24 protein-coding genes and 1 riboswitch are annotated in these 21,569 nt (G+C 63.1%); of the genes, 9 read left to right on the forward strand and 15 right to left on the reverse strand.

Translation table 11 applies throughout. The features are described from left to right. Positions 1-166: 166 nt before the first annotated feature. The 3 genes from LQK83_RS06335 to LQK83_RS06345 all read right to left on the reverse strand — a co-directional run bounded on the left by LQK83_RS06335 (position 167) and on the right by LQK83_RS06345 (position 1,867). Positions 167-682, reverse strand: a complete 516-nt coding sequence (locus tag LQK83_RS06335; RefSeq protein ID WP_230836523.1) for a copper chaperone PCu(A)C — start codon at positions 680-682, stop codon at positions 167-169. After that, on the reverse strand, positions 679-1,401 hold the full coding sequence (locus tag LQK83_RS06340; RefSeq protein ID WP_230836524.1) for a Crp/Fnr family transcriptional regulator: 723 nt from the start codon (positions 1,399-1,401) through the stop codon (positions 679-681). The genes LQK83_RS06335 and LQK83_RS06340 overlap by 4 nt, the downstream gene beginning before the upstream one ends. Positions 1,402-1,510: 109 nt before the next feature. Continuing rightward, the gene (locus LQK83_RS06345; RefSeq protein WP_230836525.1) at positions 1,511-1,867 is read right to left on the reverse strand and encodes a hypothetical protein; all 357 of its coding nucleotides are present in this window, start codon (positions 1,865-1,867) and stop codon (positions 1,511-1,513) included. Positions 1,868-2,104: 237 nt separating this feature from the next. After that, positions 2,105-2,361, forward strand: a riboswitch (cobalamin riboswitch). A gap of 60 nt (positions 2,362-2,421) precedes the next feature. Here LQK83_RS06345 and LQK83_RS06350 point away from each other — a divergent pair. From LQK83_RS06350 to LQK83_RS06360, 3 genes are all read left to right on the forward strand, one after another. After that, positions 2,422-3,075: an energy-coupling factor ABC transporter permease gene (locus LQK83_RS06350; protein ID WP_230836526.1), complete on the forward strand. Its 654-nt coding sequence runs from the start codon at positions 2,422-2,424 to the stop codon at positions 3,073-3,075. A 220-nt stretch (positions 3,076-3,295) separates the two neighbouring features. Continuing rightward, positions 3,296-3,721, forward strand: coding sequence for a helix-turn-helix domain-containing protein (locus tag LQK83_RS06355; protein WP_330166266.1), 426 nt, complete (start codon positions 3,296-3,298; stop codon positions 3,719-3,721). Beyond that, positions 3,714-4,523 carry a DUF6456 domain-containing protein gene (locus LQK83_RS06360; protein WP_230836527.1) on the forward strand — a complete coding sequence of 270 codons (810 nt, stop codon included), beginning with the start codon at positions 3,714-3,716 and terminating at the stop codon, positions 4,521-4,523. The genes LQK83_RS06355 and LQK83_RS06360 overlap by 8 nt, the downstream gene beginning before the upstream one ends. A gap of 275 nt (positions 4,524-4,798) precedes the next feature. Here the strand turns inward: LQK83_RS06360 and LQK83_RS06365 are convergent, their stop codons facing one another. Together LQK83_RS06365 and LQK83_RS06370 are read right to left on the reverse strand one after the other, a co-directional pair. After that, entirely contained in the window at positions 4,799-5,212 is a 414-nt protein-coding gene (locus LQK83_RS06365) for a SufE family protein (RefSeq protein WP_230836528.1), read from the reverse strand. Positions 5,213-5,393: 181 nt separating this feature from the next. Then, positions 5,394-5,822 carry a DUF5330 domain-containing protein gene (locus LQK83_RS06370; protein ID WP_230836529.1) on the reverse strand — a complete coding sequence of 143 codons (429 nt, stop codon included), beginning with the start codon at positions 5,820-5,822 and terminating at the stop codon, positions 5,394-5,396. 485 nt (positions 5,823-6,307) lie between these two features. Here LQK83_RS06370 and LQK83_RS06375 point away from each other — a divergent pair, with 485 nt between their 5' ends. Both LQK83_RS06375 and LQK83_RS06380 read left to right on the forward strand, forming a co-directional pair. Then, complete coding sequence (locus LQK83_RS06375) at positions 6,308-7,873, forward strand: sensor histidine kinase (RefSeq protein ID WP_230836530.1); 1,566 nt, start codon at positions 6,308-6,310, stop codon at positions 7,871-7,873. Further along, the gene (locus LQK83_RS06380; protein WP_230836531.1) at positions 7,845-9,125 is read left to right on the forward strand and encodes a peptidoglycan-binding domain-containing protein; all 1,281 of its coding nucleotides are present in this window, start codon (positions 7,845-7,847) and stop codon (positions 9,123-9,125) included. The genes LQK83_RS06375 and LQK83_RS06380 overlap by 29 nt, the downstream gene beginning before the upstream one ends. Positions 9,126-9,149: 24 nt before the next feature. Here the strand turns inward: LQK83_RS06380 and LQK83_RS06385 are convergent, their stop codons facing one another. Both LQK83_RS06385 and dapA read right to left on the reverse strand, forming a co-directional pair. Further along, positions 9,150-9,431 (reverse strand): hypothetical protein, encoded by a 282-nt coding sequence (locus LQK83_RS06385; protein ID WP_230836532.1) that lies wholly within the window; start codon positions 9,429-9,431, stop codon positions 9,150-9,152. A gap of 75 nt (positions 9,432-9,506) precedes the next feature. Continuing rightward, the gene (gene dapA, locus LQK83_RS06390; protein ID WP_230836533.1) at positions 9,507-10,433 is read right to left on the reverse strand and encodes a 4-hydroxy-tetrahydrodipicolinate synthase; all 927 of its coding nucleotides are present in this window, start codon (positions 10,431-10,433) and stop codon (positions 9,507-9,509) included. Positions 10,434-10,678: 245 nt separating this feature from the next. Between dapA and LQK83_RS06395 the strand changes: the two genes are divergently transcribed. Beyond that, positions 10,679-12,130, forward strand: a complete 1,452-nt coding sequence (locus tag LQK83_RS06395) for a methyl-accepting chemotaxis protein (RefSeq protein ID WP_230836534.1) — start codon at positions 10,679-10,681, stop codon at positions 12,128-12,130. Between the two features lie 2 nt (positions 12,131-12,132). On the opposite strand, the gene LQK83_RS06400 is transcribed toward LQK83_RS06395, so the two are convergent. The 3 genes from LQK83_RS06400 to LQK83_RS06410 all read right to left on the reverse strand — a co-directional run bounded on the left by LQK83_RS06400 (position 12,133) and on the right by LQK83_RS06410 (position 14,278). Continuing rightward, positions 12,133-12,672 carry a hypothetical protein gene (locus tag LQK83_RS06400; protein ID WP_230836535.1) on the reverse strand — a complete coding sequence of 180 codons (540 nt, stop codon included), beginning with the start codon at positions 12,670-12,672 and terminating at the stop codon, positions 12,133-12,135. Continuing rightward, the gene (locus tag LQK83_RS06405; protein WP_230836536.1) at positions 12,665-13,231 is read right to left on the reverse strand and encodes a hypothetical protein; all 567 of its coding nucleotides are present in this window, start codon (positions 13,229-13,231) and stop codon (positions 12,665-12,667) included. Before LQK83_RS06405 ends, LQK83_RS06400 begins: the two co-directional genes overlap by 8 nt. An 84-nt stretch (positions 13,232-13,315) precedes the next feature. Beyond that, positions 13,316-14,278, reverse strand: coding sequence for a DMT family transporter (locus LQK83_RS06410; protein ID WP_230836537.1), 963 nt, complete (start codon positions 14,276-14,278; stop codon positions 13,316-13,318). Positions 14,279-14,424: 146 nt separating this feature from the next. Here LQK83_RS06410 and gcvA point away from each other — a divergent pair, with 146 nt between their 5' ends. After that, complete coding sequence (gene gcvA, locus LQK83_RS06415) at positions 14,425-15,312, forward strand: transcriptional regulator GcvA (protein ID WP_230836538.1); 888 nt, start codon at positions 14,425-14,427, stop codon at positions 15,310-15,312. Between the two features lie 30 nt (positions 15,313-15,342). On the opposite strand, the gene LQK83_RS06420 is transcribed toward gcvA, so the two are convergent. From LQK83_RS06420 to LQK83_RS06430, 3 genes are all read right to left on the reverse strand, one after another. Next, entirely contained in the window at positions 15,343-17,055 is a 1,713-nt protein-coding gene (locus LQK83_RS06420; RefSeq protein WP_230836539.1) for a copper resistance CopC/CopD family protein, read from the reverse strand. 131 nt (positions 17,056-17,186) lie between these two features. After that, positions 17,187-17,708: a YcnI family copper-binding membrane protein gene (locus LQK83_RS06425; protein WP_230836540.1), complete on the reverse strand. Its 522-nt coding sequence runs from the start codon at positions 17,706-17,708 to the stop codon at positions 17,187-17,189. 165 nt (positions 17,709-17,873) lie between these two features. After that, on the reverse strand, positions 17,874-18,269 hold the full coding sequence (locus LQK83_RS06430) for a hypothetical protein (RefSeq protein ID WP_230836541.1): 396 nt from the start codon (positions 18,267-18,269) through the stop codon (positions 17,874-17,876). Positions 18,270-18,516: 247 nt separating this feature from the next. On the opposite strand from LQK83_RS06430, the gene LQK83_RS06435 reads away from it, so the two are divergent. Then, a complete protein-coding gene (locus LQK83_RS06435; protein ID WP_230836542.1) occupies positions 18,517-18,867 on the forward strand; it encodes a DUF1491 family protein in 351 nt (116 codons plus the stop codon). Between the two features lie 3 nt (positions 18,868-18,870). On the opposite strand, the gene LQK83_RS06440 is transcribed toward LQK83_RS06435, so the two are convergent. After that, entirely contained in the window at positions 18,871-19,914 is a 1,044-nt protein-coding gene (locus LQK83_RS06440; RefSeq protein WP_230836543.1) for a DUF2336 domain-containing protein, read from the reverse strand. A gap of 438 nt (positions 19,915-20,352) precedes the next feature. On the opposite strand from LQK83_RS06440, the gene LQK83_RS06445 reads away from it, so the two are divergent. After that, on the forward strand, positions 20,353-20,535 hold the full coding sequence (locus LQK83_RS06445) for a hypothetical protein (protein WP_230836544.1): 183 nt from the start codon (positions 20,353-20,355) through the stop codon (positions 20,533-20,535). Positions 20,536-20,784: 249 nt separating this feature from the next. Here the strand turns inward: LQK83_RS06445 and LQK83_RS06450 are convergent, their stop codons facing one another. Beyond that, positions 20,785-21,492, reverse strand: coding sequence for a glycoside hydrolase family 75 protein (locus LQK83_RS06450; RefSeq protein WP_230836545.1), 708 nt, complete (start codon positions 21,490-21,492; stop codon positions 20,785-20,787). Positions 21,493-21,569 lie beyond the last annotated feature (77 nt).

A 21,569-nucleotide genomic window follows, 5' to 3' on the forward strand; every position in this document is an offset into this window, starting at 1 on the left:
AAGCTCCGGTGACTTTCGCAAGAAATCACATCCTTTAATTAACATTTGTTAAATATGTAGGTAATGTGATATATATTACAATATTATAAAGTATAAATTAAAAGCATTCTTTGTGTGTCAAGCTGTCATCCCGGCGCCGGCGCCGGGATGACAGGATATGCGCCCGTTACATCTTCGGCTTCTGGCCGTTCATGTCCTTCATGTCGTGTTTCATCTCCTCGCCATTGGCGGGGCCGACCTGGAATTCGACCTTCACATCACCGGCCTTCTGGAAATGCAGCACGGCCGGCACCTTGTCGCCCTCCTTGAAGGGCGTCTTCACGTTCATGAACATCACATGCAGGCCGCCCTTCTTGAGTTCCACCGTCTTGCCGGCCGGCACCGGAATGCCGTCCTTCAATTGGCGCATCTTCATCACGCCGTCAGTCACGGCCATCTCGTGCAGCTGCACGTCGGGCGTGGCGGGCGAGGTGATGGAAACGAGCGTGTCGTCGCTCTTGCCGTGATTGATGATTTCCATGAAGCCGCCGCCAACGGCAGCGCCCGGCACCATGGCGCGGCTCGCCGGATGCACGATTTCCAGTTCGCCGACCTTGTATTCATGCGCAAAGGCGGCGGTGGCGAGAAGGCCTGCGGCGAGCGTCAGGCCCAAAGTCTTGCCGAGGGTCTTTATGAGGGTCATGCGTGTTCTCCTTGACGTCTGGTGTTTCGGATGAGTGTAGGCCTGCCGGATGCGAGCGCCTTCAACTGCTCGGGCCGGGTCAGCGTGACGATTTCGGCATGCGCATAATCGATCATGCCGGTGCGCTTGAACTGGTTGAGTGTTCGGCTGACCGTCTCGACGGTCAGGCCGAGCCAGTCGGCAAGGTCGTTGCGCGTCAGATAGAGCGTCAGCACGGGGTGCCCCTGCCGCAGCTTGCGGGGGAACTGCGCGGCCAGATCGAGAAGTCCATTGGCCACCTTTTCCGCCGCATTCATGCGGCCGAGCAGCATGGCATGGCGGGCAAGCCGGACAAGAGCCTCCTGCGCGGCTTCGGCGGCAAGCGCAGGGTTGACGGCGGCGTCCAGCACCTCGATCTCGGTGAAGGTCAGCGCCTTGATCGCGTGGCCGTCCGGGCCGCCCGGCAGACCGGCGATTGCCCGACCGGGGCCGGCAATATCGATGATCTGGCGGCGGCCATCGGGGAGCAGATGATAGACGGCCAGGCAGCCATCCATGACCCGGTAGAGCCTCTGGTTCGTCCCGGAGGCGCAGAGTTCTTCCCCGAGATCATCTCCCGGCGCGATGAAATACAGAAAGGGCTTGTCCGGGTGACGCGGCGCGGTGCCGGGTGTTGCATGGGCCGCGTCCATGTCGACCGGATGCAGCAGGCCGGCCTGCCGAGCGTTGACGTGAAGCATGGGTGATATCCGCTTTTCGGCGGACCTCGCCGGCCTCCATCGGGGCAGGATACGGATCCGCGCGTGACAAAAAGCGCCGGACGCGAGGTCGCGACGCCGGTTCGGTCTGTCAGGCGGTCGGCGGTGGAGCGCGCGGGCCCGCACCCGGCGGATAGAGGAGATGGCGAAGCGCATCCGGCCGTACCGGATCAAGCCGTTCGGCAACAAAGACGAAACGCGCCCCCGCCGTTTCGGCGGGAACCGGAAGGATGACGTCGTGATGGTGCAGGCCGAACGAATCGGCCCCCAGCTTGACGATCTTGCCCTGGCCGGACCCGTCGGGAATGGTGACGCAGAGAGACGGCAGCGAGCCGTCCGGCAGCATGAAGGCCGCGACTTCCTCGGAAGACAGCGCGCGGGAATTGGCCTCCGCCGGCGCGACGAGCGAAAGCGACAGGAGAGCGATCGCGCAGAATAAGCGCGTCACGATCCCCACAAAAGTCGCCTGTCTCGGCTGCATAGTCCGTCAAATTCCCTCGTCCTGCACCACGGATAGGCCGCAAGGCCTCATACGTCAATGCGGCATTCTTGCCCGCCGGGCAGATGATTCTTCATCTTCATCCCACCGGATAGACGAGATCGCGCGCGAAGACTTTGCGCTGGCGCAACTCCACAGGTCTGTGGCGCTCGCCTGCTTGCTCCCCGTGACCAAACCATCTAGCAATTGTCACAGTGGTTCCATCGCGCCTTGAGGCGCGAGGATTAAAAGGGAACACGGTGAGGCGTATCCATCAGGACCCGAAACCGTGGCTGCCCCCGCAACTGTGAGCGGAGAGCCGCCTTCAGATGCCATTGGTGCCAGGGCATGTCGTGCAAAACTGTTCTGCGGTTTTGCACGACATGCCAGAAAAATGCACCGATAAGGCGAAGGATCGGCAAAGACCCGCAAGCCAGGAGACCTGCCATGGACCGCCGCAGCCCGAAGGCTGCGGTTCGAACAAAACACCTTTAGCGCGGTGGGCGCTGGAAAAGGAAACGAACATGCATATCGAACCTGGAATCATCGATCCCCTGCGCGTGACGGCGGCCAATGCGGTCGCACTCGCTGTCGTCGCAACGCAGCTGCCGGCGCTCGTGCGCGCGCCGCTCAACATCGTCAAGACCGGCCTTGCAGCCATCGTCTTCTCGGTGCTCATGCAGTCCTGGCATCTGGCCGTCGGCCCGTCCGAACTGCATCTGATCGGGGCGACGACCGTCTATCTTCTCTTTGGCTTTGCACCGGCCATGCTGGGTTTTGCGCTCGGCCTCTTCCTGCAGGGCTTCTTCTTCGAGCCGCAGGATCTGATCCATCTCGGCGTCAATTCGCTCTCGCTGATGCTGCCGATGGTGGCGGTGCACGAGACCTTCGGCAAGCGGCTCTTCGCCGCGAACGCGGCCGATCGTTTCAGCTTCGCCCGCGTGCTGCGCATCGATGCGGTCTATTATGCCGGGGTCGCCGCCATGGTCGCCTTCTGGCTCCTGATCTCCAACGACAGCTTCGCGCTCGTCGACTGGGGTCGCTGGGCGCTCGCCTACATGCCGGTCTTCGGCCTTGAGGCGCTGATCACCTTTACCACGGTCACGATCATGAAGACCTGGCGAGACAAGGCTGCGCTTGCCCGCCTTACCGAGCTTGGCCGTCTCAACTTCGCCTGAGCGGACATCGTTGTGATGAATTGAGAGGCGGGTCCTTCCGGGGCCCGCCTTTCTGTTGTCATGCACAGTTTTGGGGAGTGAGGAAAAAAATCCCATATCATTCGTCAAAATTTCCGAAAACTTAAGAAAAAACAATCATAGATTGCTGAGGATTGCTTCCAAACATCCATAAAATCCCTCTAGGGTGTATGAATAAATTCCTATTTTGTAGGAGGCTTTCATGAATACCAGCAAAGACCACAGCGCAGAGCCGCGAATGCCACGCGGCGGGACCCGTTTCGATCCCTCCCGTCCGACCCTGTCGACCTTGCGCCAGACGCGGCCGGAACGCGTCATCTGCCAGGCCGTCCGGCTCATGACGGCCGAATTCATCTTCGCCGCCGGCGATCGCATCGGCCTGCGCCGCGAACGCCGCAGGCTTGCCTGCCATATCCGCCAGATCGCCATGTATGTCTGCCATGTCGCCCTGCAGATGACGATGACGACGATCGGAGACGGCTTCGGCCGCGACCGCTCGACGGTCGCCCATGCCTGCGCCGTGGTCGAGGACCGCCGCGATGATCGCGATTTCGACGAGTTCGTCGGCGCCATCGAGCGCGTCGCGCTGCTCGCCTTCGGCCATTTCGGCGAGGTGGCCCATGACTGAGAACGCCACGAAGGCCGTGTCCCAACTGCTGCGCTTCCTCAAATCCCTGCCGCCCGCAGGTGGGCAGATTTGCGCGACATCCGCGCCGAAGGCGCGTGCATCGGTCGCGACGCTGGAACTGCAGACCCCGACAGCGCGGCTCTGCGTCGCGCCGGCCATCCTGCTCCTCGCCGCCCGGCAGGGGCTGATCGCCCGCGATGGCGCGCGCATCCGTCCGCTGCCGGAAGCTCAGGCCTTTATCGCACGCCACGAAACGCCCGAGCCAGACTTCGCCCGCCCGCATCGCGATCTGACGGAAGCCACCATCGCCATCGGCGACGAGACCGCGCGCGTCACCCGCAACCTCTCCGAATCCCCGCTTTCCGCGCTCGAACGCCTGAAGGGCAGGGCAGGCGAGGCCTACTTCCCCCGCGAGGCCGTCGCCGCCGGCGAGCGCCTGCATGCCGATTTCACCCGCGGCCAGCTCCAGCCGCAGATCACCATGCGCTTCGAGCCGCGTCTCGGCACCAACGTCAAGGGCGCACGGGGAGGCGTCGCCGACCTCTCCGACTCAGCCGTCGCCGCCCGGCTCCGCGTCAACCGCGCCCTTGCCGCGCTCGGCCCCGAGCTCTCCGGCGTTGCGCTGGACATCTGCTGTTTCATGAAGGGTCTGGAAACGGTGGAGCGCGAACGCCAATGGCCCCCCCGCTCGGCGAAACTGATGCTGAAGACGGCGCTGATGGCCTTGCACCGGCACTACACGCCCCCGGCAAGACGCGAGACGCGGCACTGGGGCGAGGAGGGGTTTCGGCCGGAGATGTGAGGGGTTGTCAAAAAGTCCCCCTCTGGCTGCCGCCATCTCCCCCACAAGGGGGGAGACGGATAGAGGCGCCAGCCCAGTCCGACAGCGACGCCGCCAACGCTGCTCACGATTTCTCAAATGTGATGTTTCCGTGAGCCGGCCGGCTTTGAGGAGCCGCCATGCATCGCCTCGTGCGTATCGTTTGTGAGGCGGGAAATCGGTGCGTCACGGTCTCCCTCCCCCTTGTGGGGAGGGTGGGGAGGGGTTTCCTCAAACCCGCCTACGCGAACGAGACATTAGGCCGCCGCCGCCGCCTCGGCTCTGATCCGCTTGATCATCGATCTCAGCCCGTTTGCCCGCTGCGAGGAGAGATGCTCCACCAGCCCGATCGTGTTGAACGTGTCGATGGCGTCGGTCGCCACGATCTCGGAGGCCTTGTGGCCGGAATAGATGGCGAGCACGATGGCGACGAGCCCGCGCACGATATGCGCGTCGCTGTCGCCCTCGAAAGTCATGACCGGGTCGGCGCCTTCACCCCGATGGCTGACGAGCCAGACCTGGCTGGCGCAGCCCTGCACCTTGTTTTCGGCCGTCTTTTCGCTGTCGGGCAGATCCGGCAGCGCCTTGCCGAGTTCGATGACATAGCGATAGCGGTCTTCCCATTCGTCGAGAAAGGTAAAATCCTCGATGATCTGCTCGATGCTCGCCATGTCATGCCTGTCCGTTTGCTGTTTGCCCGGATATAGGCTGAAACGCCGCGGAAGGAAACATGCGCGCGCCGCACAAAAAGAAAACGCCGCAGGCACGAGGCTTGCGGCGTTCGCGAAAATCGCGAGTTCAGGCAGGATCAGAAAAGGTCTATCAGGCAGTCGGTATATCGATGTTGCGGTCTCAATGCTTCGGGCGGGCCGAGGGCACGGGGATGACGGTTCCGGTGACGACGGCGTCGGGCAGCGGCTGCTCGGCGGCGGCGGGAATGGACTGGGTGGCTTCGGCCACGTCCGGGGCAGCCGTGCTGCCGGCGGTTGCCGCTGCCGGCTTGTCCGAGAAATTCTTGTCGAGAAGCTTGTAGGCGACGAGCGCGCCTTCCTTGGCGCGGTTGCCCAGCGCCGAGACGGTTTCGGCGCCCTTGATGCAGACTTCCGGGCGCTGGGCGCACATCTCTCCGATATAGGAGAGTGCGCCGGTGGCGGCAGTCATTGCGTCGGCGGCTTCAACCTGGGGCGCGCCTTCCAGCTTCTTCTGGGCTTCGCCGTCGAAGAAGGGCAGCACGACGAGTACGACGCAAAACCAGAAGGTCCCTTTGATCAGCATGCCCATGTTACGGTTCCTGTCTCTTGTTTCATCCCGGTCTTTTCGCCGGTTGCTGTCTGCCGGTTCGGTCTCTCCGTCCGGCTTGAGAGGACATTAGGCGGCAAGTTGCAAAAGCCGCTTTTCAAAAAATGCGGGGCTTTAAGCCAAATTTGTCTCAAATTTTATCGATTTTGCTTTTTGGAGCATTTGAGCCGCATTTGAGCGATCTTCGTTAATCTTGCCCGAGCTGAAGTCCAAGGCTTGCAGGGCTTTGCGGGCAGAGCCCTCCGGCCAAACGTTAACGCTTGCGGCAAATCGAGGTTTTTCAGGCGCTTACGCCCCGTTAACCACATTCTTCAAAGCCCCCGAGAAATCGTTCCAAAACAGGATTGCGACAGAAAATCGCAAGGCTTGGGCATCCGTTTTTAGACTTTCCTTAAGCCGCCTGCGCCAATGTCGTCCCATATAAGAATATGAGTCACAGGGTAATCGCGTTGCGAGTTTTGCGTAACATGGCCGGAAAAATGCAGTCGCTGCCGATGCGGCTGGCGAGCGCATGGGCCCCCGGCCTTGCTCTCGCCGATCCGGCCGCCGCGCGCCGGCTTGAACGGGTCGCGACCTTCGGCCTCTACGGCATGATGGTGGCACCTGCGGCTCTGTGCCTTGGCACCAGTCCTGCCGTTGCGCTTCCCGTCGGCGTGGGCGGCGTTGCCGCTTTGACGCTGGTCGCCGCTGCCTGGTTTGCCAGCGGGACGCGCCAGACTGCCGCTGCCGCCGAGGCCGCGCAGGACGATACGCTCGCACGTTATCAGCAGGACCCGCTGCTCGATCTCCTTCCGGGCCTCGTGACACTTCATAATGAGCGCGGCCTTGTTACCCGCGTCAGTGGCCGTGATCGCGCCGCCCTGATGGGCGATCTGCGGGCGCTTGACGCCAAGGGCTTCCTCGACCAGATCCACGTTTCCGATCGCATCCTCTTCCTGCAGGCGGTCGACGCCATGCGCCAGGGCGGCAAGGGCTCGGCCATCAATCTGCGCTTCGAAACCCGCAGCGCGGAAGAAGACGCCCGCAGCCAGTTCGTCCACCGCCGCCTGATGCTCAGCGCCTTTTTTACGCCCTTTGGAGACTTCGCCGGCTTCCTTTCGCAGATGCTCGACAATGCCGAGGAGGTCGCGATGACCCGCGCGCTTTCCGCAAAGGTCGAGGATGCCGAGACGGCCAACGAGGCAAAGACGCGGTTCCTGGCCGCCGTCAGCCACGAACTGCGCACGCCGCTCAACGCCATTCTCGGCTTTTCCGACATTCTGGCCGGTGAATATTTCGGCAAGCTCGAAAACGACCGCCAGCGCGAATATGTCGGCCTGATCAACCAGTCGGGCAATCATCTTCTCGCGCTCGTCAACACCATGCTCGACATGAGCAAGATCGAGGCCGGCCGCTACGAACTCCAGTGCGAGGACTTCGCCGCGTCCGAGGCCGTTTCGACCTGTGAGCGGATGCTGGCGCTGCAGGCCAAGAACAAGGGCGTGACGCTGACAACCCGCATCGCCCGCGACGCTGGCGATCTCGTCGCCGACCGCCGCGCGGTGCAGCAGGTGCTGATCAACCTCGTCGGCAATGCGCTGAAATTCACCGATGCCGGCGGTGTCGTCTCGCTCGACGTCGAGCGCCGCGGCGGCGAACTCGTCTTCACCGTCAGCGACACCGGCATCGGCATCCCGCAGGACAAGATCGCGCTGCTCGGCCGCCCCTTCATGCAGGTGCAGGGTGAATATGCGCGCAAATATGAAGGCACCGGCCTCGGCCTCTCGCTCGTCAAGGGCCTGGTCGAGCTGCATGGCGGCCGCGTCGTCATCGAAAGCCGGCTGGGCGAGGGCACTGTCGTCTCCGTCAGCTTCCCCGAAGCCGGACCCCAAGTCGCCCGGGGCCAGATCCTGGAACCTGCCTCGACAGAAACCAGCCAGGTGGTCGCCCTCGACACCAGACCCGAATTTCCGCCGCGCCTTCCGGTCGCAGGAAAAAGCATGAATGACAAAAAGGAAAATGCCCATGACCACGCGAAAGCGCAGACCGCCTAAACGGCAGGCCGGGCGCGTCTCGCGGATGATTGCGGGCGGCGCTGCGATGATCGGTCAAGCCGCCATGCGCAATCCCGTTGCGACCGGCGGGACGACGGCCTTTGCCATCATCTTCTCCTTCGTGGCGGCCAATGCGCTTTGGTATCAGCCGAGCTCGCATCCCCATCCCTGGCTCGACACCCGCGACGCCTTCCGGAATTACGCCGCCCAGGCGATGCATCCGGGCGCGCAGCCGGAAACCACCTATCGGGTCGAGCGTGACGCCTCCGCCCCGGGCGACGCTGCCGCGGCGAAAGCCGCGTCCCAGTCGGCCGCAAGGCCCGCCGACGGCGTCGTCGTGCATGACGATCCCGCGCCGGGGCAAAATCCCGCCGCCAACGGTATCGTGGCAGAGGTGCAGGCCAATCTCCTGAGACGCGGTCTTTACGATGGCCCCGTCGATGGCGTGATGGGCAGCAAGACCGAAGCCGCCATCATGTTCTATCAGGAAACGCGCGGCCTGCCGCAGACCGGCGCCGCGGATGCCGCCGTGCTGGATCTCCTGAAGAAGGACAATGCCGAATTCAACGTCGTGCCGCCCGACCGTCCGTCCGACGTCACCGGCGCGATTGCGGCCAAGGCACCCCAGAGACCGGTGGAGAAATCCGTCGAAAAGCCGCCGCAGAAGCCGGCCGATCCGGTTGCGGCACTGATCGCCAAGGCGCCCCGTCCGGCGGCTGCGACCACCCAGGCCGTCAGGCCGCAGACCGAAAGCGCCAAGGCGGCGAGGCCGGTCGTCTCCGCGCCCGTGCCGCCCGCGCCGATCCCCAACACGGCCACCAGGTCTCCCGCCGCCAAGCCGGTGACGAAGCCCGCCGAGAAGGCCGCGCGCGACAAGGCGGCCGAGCGGGAAAGCCGCAAGGCCGCACAGGAAAAACTGGCCGCCGAGCGCGCTGCCCCGCGTCCGGTCGCCCAGATGGCGACGGCGCAAAAGGGCGCAACGCCGAAGCCGACCGCCGTCTCGACAAGGACTGCCCCGGCCAGGGGCGAAGCCGCCGCCAGACCGGGGACCGATGCGGTCCCGTCCAATCTGACGATGGCAATCCAGAAGGGGCTGTCCAATCTGGCCTATCGCAACGTCACCATCGACGGTGTGCCGGGCGAACAGACCAAGGAAGCCATCCGGCACTTCCAGAAACACTACCGCCTGCCCGTCACCGGCGAGCCGGACGAGGCCGTTCTGGAAAAGCTCAAGAAGATCGGCGCGCTCTGAGGCGCGCCTCGCCCGTCTCCGACATCAGGCGGATTTCATCCGCTCGGCGTGATCCGCGACCGGAGCTTTGCGCCGGCGGCCTGTCGGGCCGAATTTCAGGATGACGTTGTCCGGCAGGCATCGCACGGCCCCCGGCGCATGGCCGCTTTCCTGCCGGGCAAACCGCAACGCCGCCTCCCGGCTGGCGAAAAGCCCGCCCACCAGATCCAGCAGATCCGCAACGATCCAATATCCATGGCGATCGCACCCGACGGTGAAACGCGGCTGCCAGGATGTGTTTTCGGGGATATCCGGTTGGGTCTTCATGGATTTCGCTCCTTTGCTGGAAGACAAGTCGCGCGCCGTGTTCTCGACGGCACGGGCTATCGTTTGTGAAGATTTTCAGGACCGGCCCCGGCTGCGGCGGGCCGCCCCCAGTGATGGCGAGGCGCTGACATGCGCCGCGAGCGCCACCCGCTGGCCGGCCTCCGCCTCCAGCAGCGGCAGCCTGACCTCCGGCGGAATGTCGAACATGATGTGGAGCGCATGTTTGACGCCGACCGGAACGGAATCGGCCTCCAGCAGAGTCAGAAAGGGCAGAAGCCGGCTGTGAATGTCGCTGGCGCAGGCCACATCCTTCGCGGCAAGGGCGTCATGCAGGGCGCAAAGATCCCTCGGCACGACATTGGCCGCGACCGAGAGAGCACCTCGCCCGCCCGCAAGGCAGTAGGGCAATGCTGTCGCGTCATGTCCAGAATAGAGATGCAGGCGCGACCGCAGATCCGCAGGCATGGCGGCGATCTTCTCGATCTGCCCCGAGGCATCGACGAGCCCGGCCACCGACGGAAGCTCCGCCAGCCGAGCCAGCGTATCGATCGACAGATCGACGGCGGTCTGGCCCGGCGCATTCCACACGAGGATCGGAATCTCCGTCGCCGCATCCAGCCGGCGAAAATGTTCGACAATGCCGGCGGGCGAGGGTTTGCTGTAATAGGGAACCGTGACAACCGCCGCCGCCGCGCCAAGGGCACCGGCATTGCGGGTCAGGCCGATTGTCGTGTCCGTCGCATTCGTGCCGGTTCCGGCCAGAACCGGAACCCGGCCGTCTGCGGCCCGCACGGCAGCGCGAAGGACCCGCGCCCGTTCCTCCGCCGAGAGTGCCGTGGGTTCTCCCGCCTGCGCACAGACGGCGATCCCGGCCGTGCCGCTGGCTATCTGCCAGGCGACCAGCCGCTCGATCGCCCCTTCATCGATGCGACCGGCCACGAAAGGCGTCACGAGGTCGCAGAGCGAACCTGCCGGCGGAATGAAGTCTTGCTCAGTCTGCATGTCCTGGCATCCGAAAGAAACGCGGGGCCTGATGGCGGCCCCCGCCTTCGAAGCCGAATCTAGGAGGTCCGGTTGCCGGATTTCGATGCCGATTTGACGCCCGCCGCATCAGGAAAACATAAATTGGGGCCCCCGCTGTCGCACGGCTGCGACATGATGCATGCGGGCGTATCGTTCCCTTCGAATATTAGAGGTTTATTTACTTCGTTCGGTCACCCTCTCTTAACCGAAAAATGGGGTGAGACATGAACACGGCTGCCTACCGCATGCCTGAGGATACGCTGGATGAGGAGCCGGCACACAACGCGCCGCGACCGGAGGTCTTGCGCGACGTGATCGTCCGCCTGTCTCAGGAAGCTTCCCGCCTCGGCATAGATCTTGTCGATATCGCCGGCGCGATCCAGACGGTCGCGGCCTCGTCCGCGAAACATTCTCAGGTCTTCCGCCAGCTGACCGGAACGGCCCATGACATTGCCGACGCCAATCGCAGCATTGCCGAAGCGCTGCGCGGCACCGACCAGATGGCCGGACGCGCCCGCGATGCGCTGAAGCAATCCGCCAGCGATCTCTCCCGTTCGACGACCGGCATCGACGCCATGGTCGAGGTGAGCGCTGATATCACCGGCGAGATTTCACAATTCGCCGTCTCTCTCAACGAGGTTGACACGTTTGCCGGCGAGATCGGCTCGATCGCCCGCCAGACCAATCTTCTGGCGCTCAATGCCGCCATTGAAGCCGCCCGCGCCGGTGAGGCCGGCAAGGGCTTCGCGGTGGTCGCTGCCGAAATTCGCGCGCTGTCGCTGCAGACCTCCACCGTGACGGCGACCATCCAGAAGACGCTCTCCGATATCCGCAACCGGATCCTGCGCCTCGGCGAGGCGGGCGTGGGGGCGGCGCGTTCGGCCGGCGAGATCAAGGAGATCACCACCGCCATGGATGCCTCCTTCCGCCTGATGGAAGAGGTGTTCACCCGCATTCTCGACAATTCGCAGCAGCTTTCCAGCACGACCGCCGGCGTTGAAACGCGCTGCTCCGGCTTCGTCAGCCAGCTGGAATCGGCGCTGCACGAAATGCTCGCTTCCAACAAGCACCTGCAGGGGGCCGCCGAGCGCGTCGAGGGGCTGGTCGACATGTCCGAGCGCATCATCCAGGTCGCCGCGACGGCCGGCATCGAGACACCGGATCATCGCCTCATCGTCAAGGTGCAGGACGTGGCCGCCGCCGTCTCCGCCGCCTTCGAACAGGGCATCGCGTCCGGCCGGATCACGATGAGCGATCTCTTTGACCGCAACTATCGCGAAATTCCCGGCACCAACCCGCAGCAGTTCTCGACACGCTATCTCGACTTTACCGACCGGGTCCTGACGCCGATCCAGGAGGGCGTGATCAATGCCGACCCGACGCTCGCCTTCTGCGCCTGCGTCGACGAGAACGGATATCTGCCGACGCATAACCTGAAATTCTCGCAGAGCCAGCGCCCCGGCGAGGTGGAATGGAACACCGCCAACAGCCGCAACCGCCGCATCTTCAACGACCGCACGGGCCTCGGGGCCGGCCGCAGCAAGCAGCCTTTCCTCGTCCAGACCTACCGCCGCGACATGGGCGGCGGCAACTTCATCATCATGAAGGACATCTCCGCCCCCATCTTCGTCAACGGCCGCCACTGGGGCGGGGTCAGGCTGGCGGCAAAGGTGTGAGGCTACTCTGCAGAAAGAAGCGGAAAGCTGGTTAGAATCGATTGTGCCAGTGCAACAGCAGCAAGATAGTCGATCCGTTTGCCAAACTTGGGTGTCCAATAGCGGCCATGGGCCATCCAATGCCTGAATTTGAAGGCGTCCTGTAGTCTCCCGATCAGTGCCGCTTGCCCCGTCTGGTTTGTCCGCCAGACGCTGAGAATATCGCTTTCAAGTGAGACGCGACTTCCCTTTCTTGCATAAAGTGCGCGAAATTCAACAGATACAACATCCTTCATCTTTCTGCGTCTTCTGATCTCGTAGTCGATCCGAAAACGGGCTTCCAGCAACGCAAGAACGGTCAATGTCGAATTCCGGTTAAGCTCTGCCAAACGTAGCTCCAATTCAGCCTCGACAGCCTCTGGTCGCTGGCCAAAGAAGCGAACTTGAAACGTTGGAGATACAACAGAATAGTACTGCTTCAACGCTGCTTGTGTATCACCATGAAAATCCGCCGTATCCTGCAGGCTCAGGTTCTCTCCGGAGAAAGACACCTTCTCAGCCATTGCTGACTTCCATCAGCATTTCGAACAGCGTTTCCTTCGTGAGGTCGATGAAATTTATCACGGGTGGCCGGGTAGCAATCTTCCAAACCAAGTCAGAATTTTGCCCTTCGGTTTTGTCGCCTAGCTTGAGTGTATCCGACATGGAGCCGTCCGGCTTGACGAACTCAACATTAAACAAAACCCTTGGTGATATAAGATCTCTATCAACCAACAAAAGCCTCGCACTCCCCGCACTCCCCTCGACGTCGACACGTCCCTTGGTTCCAATGAGCAGGGTTCCGACCGGCGTCAGCGAAATCTGTTGCGGACCGATATCGATGAACAGCCGCGAGGCATTGTAAGTCCCTATATTCTCTTCATTAAGCTCGATCTGCGACTTCTTGAGACTGATTGCACCGGACTGAATGTACTCCTTCAGATAGGTTTCGATATCATCATAGAGGGTGTCCAGATACTCTAGCCATTCCTGTTTTCGAGCATTCCAGTCGATAGCGTGTTCCTCTGCGGCCTTCTGTTGTTGTCGCTGAACAAAAGCCCGGAAATCCTGTGCTACGCTCATGTTCGATGTCGCTTTCAACGAAAAATCTGATCAGGATTCGATTGTCGCATGAGGCCTGGGTGACTGCAATACTGACTCGCCGCTTCAGATATCCCGCCCCTTGAACGCCTCGGGGTCCTCGCCCCGCGCGGTCACCCATCTGCGCACAACCTTCACCGGGCGTCCGTCGATGGCGGCAAGGCCGATGGCGATGAGGGCGAGGCCGCCGAAATGGCGGGGCATCAGCCGCTCGCCGAGGAAAAGCGCGCCGAGCAGGATGGCGCTGACCGGGATGAGGAAGGTGACGAGTGCGATATTCGTCGCCCCTGCGCTCGAGAGAATGCGGAAATAGAGGATATAGGCGAGCGCTGTCGAAAGCAGGGCGATGCCGGCGACGGAAAGCCAGACATCGGGCGCAGGGAAGGCGAGCCGCCACGGCATGTCGATAAAGGCGGCGATCGGGGCGAGCAGGATCGCCGAGGCCGTGACCTGTCCGGTCGCGGTCGCGAGCGGCGAAACGCCCATCGCCTTGAACCGCCGCCCGAAAATCCCGGCAAACGAATAGGAAATCGCCGCCCCCAGCACCGCGCATTGCGCCCAGAGATTGACGGTTGCGCCGGTGAGCGCCGAAGGCCCGATCATCAGGATGACACCGGAAAAGCCGGCGAGAACCCCAAGCACGCGGTTCGCCGACATCTTTTCATCCGCCAGGAAGAGATGCGCGGCGATCACGGCAAAGAGCGGCGTCGTCGCATTGAGAATGGAGGCGACGCCGCTCGCGATATGCGTCTGCCCCCAGACGATCAGGGTGAAGGGCACCACATTGTTGAGCAGCCCCATGCCGAAAAAGGCCGCCCAGATTCGTCGGTCGAGCGGCAGCGGCGTTCCACGCAGGATAAGGACGGCATTCAGCGTCAGCGCCGCCAGCGCCACCCGCAGGAAGACCAGCGTCAACGGCGGCAGCGCCTTGACGGCAACGCCGTTGAAGAAAAACGAGCCGCCCCACAGCAGCGACAGCGTTATCAGCATCGTCCATTCCGCGGATCCCATGGTTCTGCGCACACTCATGTCCTGTTCCCTCCATTGATAATCCAGCTAAAGCCGAACGATGTTGCGGGCAAACCCGGACACCAGTATTCTCGAATGAAAATTGGCGTTCCACCCGTTTCTTGCAAACGAGACTTTTTCCTTAAATGATTGAGTTCAGTTAAATCATGGCCCCCTTGCTCCCGCCGCTTGTCAGCCTGCGCGCCTTCGAGGCTGCCGCGCGCCATATGAGCATGAGTCTCGCGGCCGAGGAGCTTTGCGTCACGCCGGGCGCCGTCAGTCTCCAGATCAAGGAACTGGAGGCCGCGCTGGGGCTGAAGCTCTTTGTCCGCAAGCCCCGTGCTCTCGAATTGACGGTGGAGGGGCAGACCTATTTCGCCAGCCTCAAGGTTGCCTTCCGCATGTTGCGCGAGGCGACCGAGGTGGTCCGGCAGACGACGCGCGCCCGCGTGATCACGGTGAGCTGCACCTCGACGATCGCCGTGCAGTGGCTGGTGCCGAAGCTCGCCCGTTTGGAGGCGGAAAATCCGGGCCTCGACGTGCGGATCAGCATTTCGCATCGGCTGGTTGATTTCGCCCGCGATGCGGTCGATCTGGCGATCCGCCATGGGCTGGGGCGCTATGACGGTCTGATTTCCGAGCGGCTGCTGGATGACGAACTGACACCGGTTGCGGCCCCCGCCGTGGCGGCCGGGCTCTCCTCGGTCGAGGCGCTTTCGGGGCTCACGCTGCTGCATGACGAGACCCGCGACGACTGGCGGCTCTGGCTCGCGGCGGTGGGCGCGGAGCGTGTCGAGGCCTCGGGCGGCCCGATCTTTACGGGCAGCAATGGCGCGCTCGATGCCGCGAAGGCCGGCCTCGGGGTGGCGCTCGCCCGCCGGTCGCTGGTGGCAAGCGAGCTGGAAGAGGGCGCACTGGTCGCGCCGTTCCCACAAGGCGTGGCCAACGCGCTTGCCTATTTTCTCGTCTATCCGCCGCAGGCACGCGCGCGGACCGAAATGGAGACGCTTCGCCATTTCCTGTTGCGCGAGGCGGGCCGGTCCATCTCAGTTTGACGCCTCGGTTTGAACGTGAAGGCTGGACGATCACGGTCCGATCGTCACATCGCCCTCCGGCGCCGTCATCTCGAAATCCGAGATCAGGATTTCGACGCGGATATGCCAGCGGCCGGGGACGGGGAGCCGCAATCCCTCGACCACATAATCGCCCTCGTCATTCATCTGAGCCCTGCGACGGATCGGCTCGATGCCGGCGGACGGTTGCGAGAGGATGACGGTGAGTTCCTTCACGGTCAGATCGGCCGCGCCATGCGCCATGGGGCTGACCGTGACCGTCACCGGGCCGGTTGTGCCGGGAAAGATGCTCACCTGCGCCATCGCCTTGTCGGACATCACATCTCCCGCAACCGCCTGCCGCGCAGCCAGCTGCAAGGCCCGTGGCGGCGGGGTGAAACGCCAGTTGGCCACCGTGGCGAGAATGGCGACGGCGATCAGGATCTCGATGAGAATGGAAACGCGAAGCGCCCGTGAGGTGGGATCGCGCCGGGCCCGGCTTCCCGCCTTGTGGGGGAAATGGCCGGCAGGCCGGAGCGTGTCTTGCGCGCCTTGCGCGCCCCGAAGCCGCTGCATTGCCGGTTCGGTGAGAAACGCACGATTGAGCGCCGCCGCCGCAAACAGCATCACGACCAGCCCGAGCTTCACCATCAGCACGAAGCCATAGTCCGTAGTCCACAGCGCTTCCACCTTATGCACCTGCACGATCGCCAGCACGACGCCCGAGATGACAAGCAGGCCGACAACCGGCAGAATGTGCCGCGAAAACCGCGCCAGCATTTCGCCGCCAGCCTCGCCCCCGCGTGTGAGCGCCAGCAGGAGCGGCAGAAGCGCCCCGATCCAGACGGTCAGGCAAACGACATGGACGAACACCACCGGCCGCATGAGCCATTGTGGCTCGGCCGCGCTCGCATGGCCGCTGGCTGCGATGGCAAGCCCCGTGAGGATCAGCGCGAGAAGCGACAGCGCCATGCCGCGCCGGCCTTTGCCAAAGCTGGCAAGCAGCGCCGTCAGGAGGGAGACCGCCGCCAGCGCCAGCGTGACGGCATAACTCGTCGTCAGACCCTGCCGCCAGGGCGAGGCGCTGAGGAGCGCGGAGGGCGAAACGGCCAGCATGTCGAGGCCCTGCAGCCCGATGCCGGTTGCCGCAGACAGGAGCCCGAGACCGATCAGCGCCCGGATCGCGGCCTCACCCTCGCGGCCATCGCGGCCGAACCAGCGCAGCGCAAACATCCCGCCCACGCCGAGGAAGAGCCCGAGGGAGAGCGCCACGCGCTGCGTCAGGATCATCAGCCGGCTCGCCCGCGGCGTCGCGTCGGCCGTCATGGCGGAGCCGCCGGGGCTTGGCGCGCCGATGGAGAAGCCCAGTGTCCCGCCGACCGGATGCCCGTCTTCGGAGATCACACGGTAGCTCAGCGCATAGCTGCCTTTGGCCAGATTTGCAGGTGGCGTGACGACAAGGATCGGCCCGTCCGCCTTGACCGCCTCGATCAGCGAAACCGCCCCATCCGGCCGCGCCAGCTTGATCGTGATCGGCGAGACGGGTTCGTTGAAGGCGAGCGTGAGGGCGGCAGGCGCTGCCGCAACGATTTGGCCGTCTGCGGGGTCCGAGGATACAAGCTGCGCGTGGGCGAACGCGAGGGCGGGGAGGACGAGGAGGGCGATGAGAGCCCAAAGCCCTTTCCAAAAGCCTTGCCAAAAGCCTTGCAGCAGATTGTGGGAAAGGGAGACAAGACCCAGCCACAAGCCTCCCCGCAAGGGGGAGGAAGAGTGAGCGCCGCCCCCCATCCGTCTCCGCCGATTGAAGGGGAGAGATGGCGGCAGCCAGAGGGGGACTTCACTGGACATGCCCATGGAGGGGGACGGCTTTGCCATGCTTACTTCTTCTCGATCAGCTTCACGCCCGGCGCCGGCGCGTCCGGTTCACCCTTGCCCTCGACCGGGATTTCGATCCAGCGGGTGGCCGAGCCGTCGACGCAGGTCTGGACCACCGGGAAATAAAGCGTCGAGCCCGCTTTCAGGCTGGCGTCGAGATAGGTGGAGACGGTGAATTCGTCATATTCGTCGTCGGGCAGGTTGCCGCCCTTCCACTCGATTTCCTTCACGCCCTCCGAGACCTCGTGGCCATAGGGCTTGTAGGTTGCGGCATATTTGCCCTTCACCTTTTCGAGCGTCCAGCCGGCCTTCGGCATCGGCTTGGCGTTGACGACACCCTCCGGGATCTGGACGCGGATCGAGCTGGTGGCCTGTCCCTTGCAGCCATGCGGCACGCGCAGCACCAGCTTGAAGCCGGTGCCGACTTGAGCCTCCTTGCTCTCGATGGTGACATGCGCAAAGGCCGGACCGGCAATGAGAGAAGCCAGTGTCAGGGCGAGCGCGGAGTTCAGAAATTTGGACATGGATGTTCCTTGCGTGTCTTCAAAGACGGCAGGCCCGCGCGCAGCCTTGGCGCGTCGTTTTTGGCATCTGGCCGTCAGGATGGATGGAGAACGGGTTTTCGGGTTCCCGCGCGGTCCCGACGCCGAAGGCGCAAGCGCTTGAGGCGAAACGCGCGAAAATTGCCGTCAGGCAAGGAGGGCTGACGGCGGAGCCCTTGGCAGGGCACGCGAGGTTTCGGCAAGGTCAGGCTTCGGGATCTCGCTGCAATAGGGGCAGCGCTGATGCGGAAATTCCACCGCGCTGGCATTCAAGGCCGGCGGCGCGGACACAAGGATGGAGGCGGCGAGACGGCAGGCTTCGCAGCCATGCGCGTCCGCCGAACCCTTGCGCTGGCCCGACATGTTCTCGTCGCCTGTGACGGTGATGCAGAGAACCGGCAGCGTGCCGTCGGGCAGCTTGTAGGCGGCATATTCCACCGAGGCCGGAACGGGGCCCGCCATGACAGGTTTGTGCGCAAAGCCGATCGTCGCCAGAGCGACGACGATCATCATCCGCACGATTATGTTCAGCCTTCGCGGCATGAAACCTGTCCCGTTCAAACCATATCCGGCAAAAAATGCCTGAGCGTTTCTTGCCTTCGAAACGGTTTGCGATCTTTGACGTGGAGCAAATTCAGCGCAGCATTCGCGGCAGGACATGCTCCCATCCCCGTTACAGCGCTATCGCGAGATTTGTGCAACGTCAATTGTGGTGGCGACGGACCGATTGCCGCACTGGACTTGCGCGTCATTCTCCGCCATCACCCGCAAAACCGTGGGGAAGCCGACCATGCGCCTGAAAACCGAAATCTTCGCCGCCGCCCTTGTCCGCCGCATCTTTGCCGATGGCGGCTTTGCGGCCGTCGACCGCAAGGGCGAGGAACAGGCCGGCGCACTCTTCGTGACCCAGCGCTTTCGCGACGGGACGGTCTCGCTCCATGCGCCCGCGCCGCAGACGGCCTTCGAGCAAGGCGAGGTACGGGGACGCAAGTTCGAGACGCGGCTGAACATGGCTGAGGAAGAAGCCGTGAGGGAGATGCTGGCGCGGGAGATCCGCTTCGATCCGGATCTCTGGGTGGTCGAGGTCGAGACGGACAGACCGATCGGCGACTATCTCGATATGGCCGAAGACGACGCTTAAGGCTCAGCCCCGCGCCGACCGCTTCGCGGCCAGGGTTGCATTGCCGTTGCCCGCTGCCGCTCTGGCCTGCTCGGCCATGTCGGCCTCCACATCCTCGTAGCGCCCGGTGCGGGTGTAGATGTCGGCGCGCCGCCAGGCGATGACACGCGTGACACAGTCGGCCGGGTCGAGCGACTGCACGAGATTGAAAGCGCGGTTGCGGCCATTCTCGATCTGGGCGAGATGCGGATAGATCGCCGTCAGGATGGGGCGGATATCGCCGGGGCGGCAGCCCAGCGCGATCAATGTCGTGGCGAGCTGGTGGCCGGAGATGTCGAGCAGGATGCGCTCCGACAGCGCGGGCGAGGCATCCAGCGCATCGGTCAGGACACGGGCGAAGAGACCCATCTGACGGGCGCGGGCAAAGCGGACGAAAAGTGCGATCTGCACCTCGTCGGCGGCACGCAGCAGGACCGCCTGATACGGTTCATCGGAGGGCAACGCGGCGGCGAGCTGCCGCAATTCGTTGCGCAGAGCCTCTTCGCGTGCCAGACGTGCCATTTCCCGGGCGTCGTTCTCTGCGCGCTCCTGCTCCGGCTCGGCGGCAGGGGGCTCGAGGACGGCGGGGCCGGCCGATGCCGCCGGAGCGGTCTGGAGCGGCAGGGCGTTGGCGGCGGGTTGCGAGGCCGGCTCGGCCGGTTCCGCGCGCCGATAGGAGCTGCCGTCATGCAGGGCGGCCAGCGCATCGACCACAATGGGGGACAGATTGGCGCGCGTCGCAATGGCATGAGCATGCGCGCGGCCCTGGCTGCGGGCAATATCGATCAGCGTCCGGTCCGAAATCGCGGGCGATTGCGACAGGAAGAGCGCGGCAATATTGATCGGCTGCGCGCCGATGAAGGAACACACCGCCTGCGGCAGCGTCCTGACGCGGGAAAGCGCGGCGACGGCCTGACGGCGCGCCTCTTCGCTGGAGCGTTCATAAAGCGGGCGGAACAGTTCGGTGAATTGTCTCAGTTCGATCCGGGAGGGCTTGCAGAGCGCTTCGAAGCTGGTCACCGTCGCCATCAAGACCACGTCTCGCTTGCGAATGGAATGCGGCTTCTCCAACTCTCTGAACCTGTCCAACACGGGCACACCTGACGCTACGCAATACAACAGGGGACCGGCCGGCGAAAAACGCGCCGAAGTTGATGCCTGTCCCATAGCGATTCAAATTAAGTGAAAACTGTTTACAAGCCATTAACTATCCCTGTGGCCTTATGATCACACGGGCGCGGGGGGAACCGCATTCGTCGTGGAGCGTTTATCCTCCGCGGAAAGCATCGTTTGGAAGGCGGCGCGTAGCAGAGCCGCAGACAGGTGATGAGAAAGCGCAGATGTCCCGGCATGGGCAGGAAAGATCGATCCTGTGTCACCCGGAAATTGCGCTGGTCCGCACGGGATAGGCGGACAGGGTGAAATTGTGTTCTTCGTTCATCCGTCTCAAGGTTTCAGGAGACGAGAATGGCCCAGGTTATCAGTATCAGCGAGCGCATGCCGCGCCATCCGCGTACCGTCACGCCGTCGAGCAACACGGCGGCACAGGACGCGCAAATCCTCTTTTTCACCGGCATCCGCTATGAACGCGTCGGCAGCATCCCCGAACGCGTCGAGCTTAACGAGCGCGGCGAACCGGTGAAGCATTAAAGCAATTCCAGCAAAAGTGCGTAAGCGGTTTTGCGTCCGGAATTGCGTGAGAAGAAGGCCAATTCCAGCAAAAGTGCGTAGCGGTTTTGCGTCCGGAATTGCGTGGAAGAAGCCAATTCCAGCAAAAGTGCGTAAGCGTTTTGCGTCCGGAATTGTGTGAGAAGTCGGCATGACCGACGAGGCCGCGCGTGTCACGCGGTCGCGGTAAAGTTGTGAAGGGGCGGATACGGACTATTCGCGAGGGCTCGGCTAGAGCCCGTCGATCGCGGCTTGCACGCCGCCGATCTGCTGAAGATGGCCATGGCATATCGCCTCGATTTCCAGAGCGCTCAGCGGCCACCGTTTGTGCGAATCTTGCGCGGAAGAATAGCGGAAAATCACGTAAACGATGCGCCCTTGCGGCGCACCGGCGCCGTTTCTGGGATTGATATTCTGTCCGCCGAGCGCATGGCCGAGGGCGATGGACATTTCGCCGAGTGTGGCGTCTGGCGGGCCGATATCGGCGATGATGAAGGGCGAGGATTTCTGGTTGGCGAGATTGTAGGCAAAGCCGATATCGCCCAGCCGGCCGGTGCCCGCCATCGTGGCGAATGGGCCTGGAAACACGAGATAGGGAACGTGGCGCGAATCGACATATTTCGTGATGTCGATGTCGTCCTTCGGAATGTCTTTCAGCGCCGTCTGCGAGACGAAGTAACCCTGGAACTCCCCGGATTTCTGGACATAAGGTACGCTCTGGTTGTTCGGATCCGGAACCAGCACATCTTTCCACCCTTTCTTTGGCCGAGCCCCATAGCCTGCATTTGCATTGTCATCGAGGCCGGTATTGTTGGGATGATATGCGTTCGGCGCGCCATCTGCATCGAAGGCCTTGTGGGCGGTGGCGAAGCGATAGCAATCCTTGGTCTCATGGCGCTGGAGTTGCGTGCCCTTGTAGTCCATCCAGTTCACAAACATGCGGCGGTCCCCTCGCGTTCTGTTTCGCAAGAGGAGATAATCACAACCCAAGAGTTGCGTAAATACAAAATACACTT

The organism is Rhizobium sp. C1, from assembly GCF_021026335.1.
In the GTDB taxonomy this organism is placed as follows: Bacteria; Pseudomonadota; Alphaproteobacteria; order Rhizobiales; family Rhizobiaceae; genus Ensifer_A.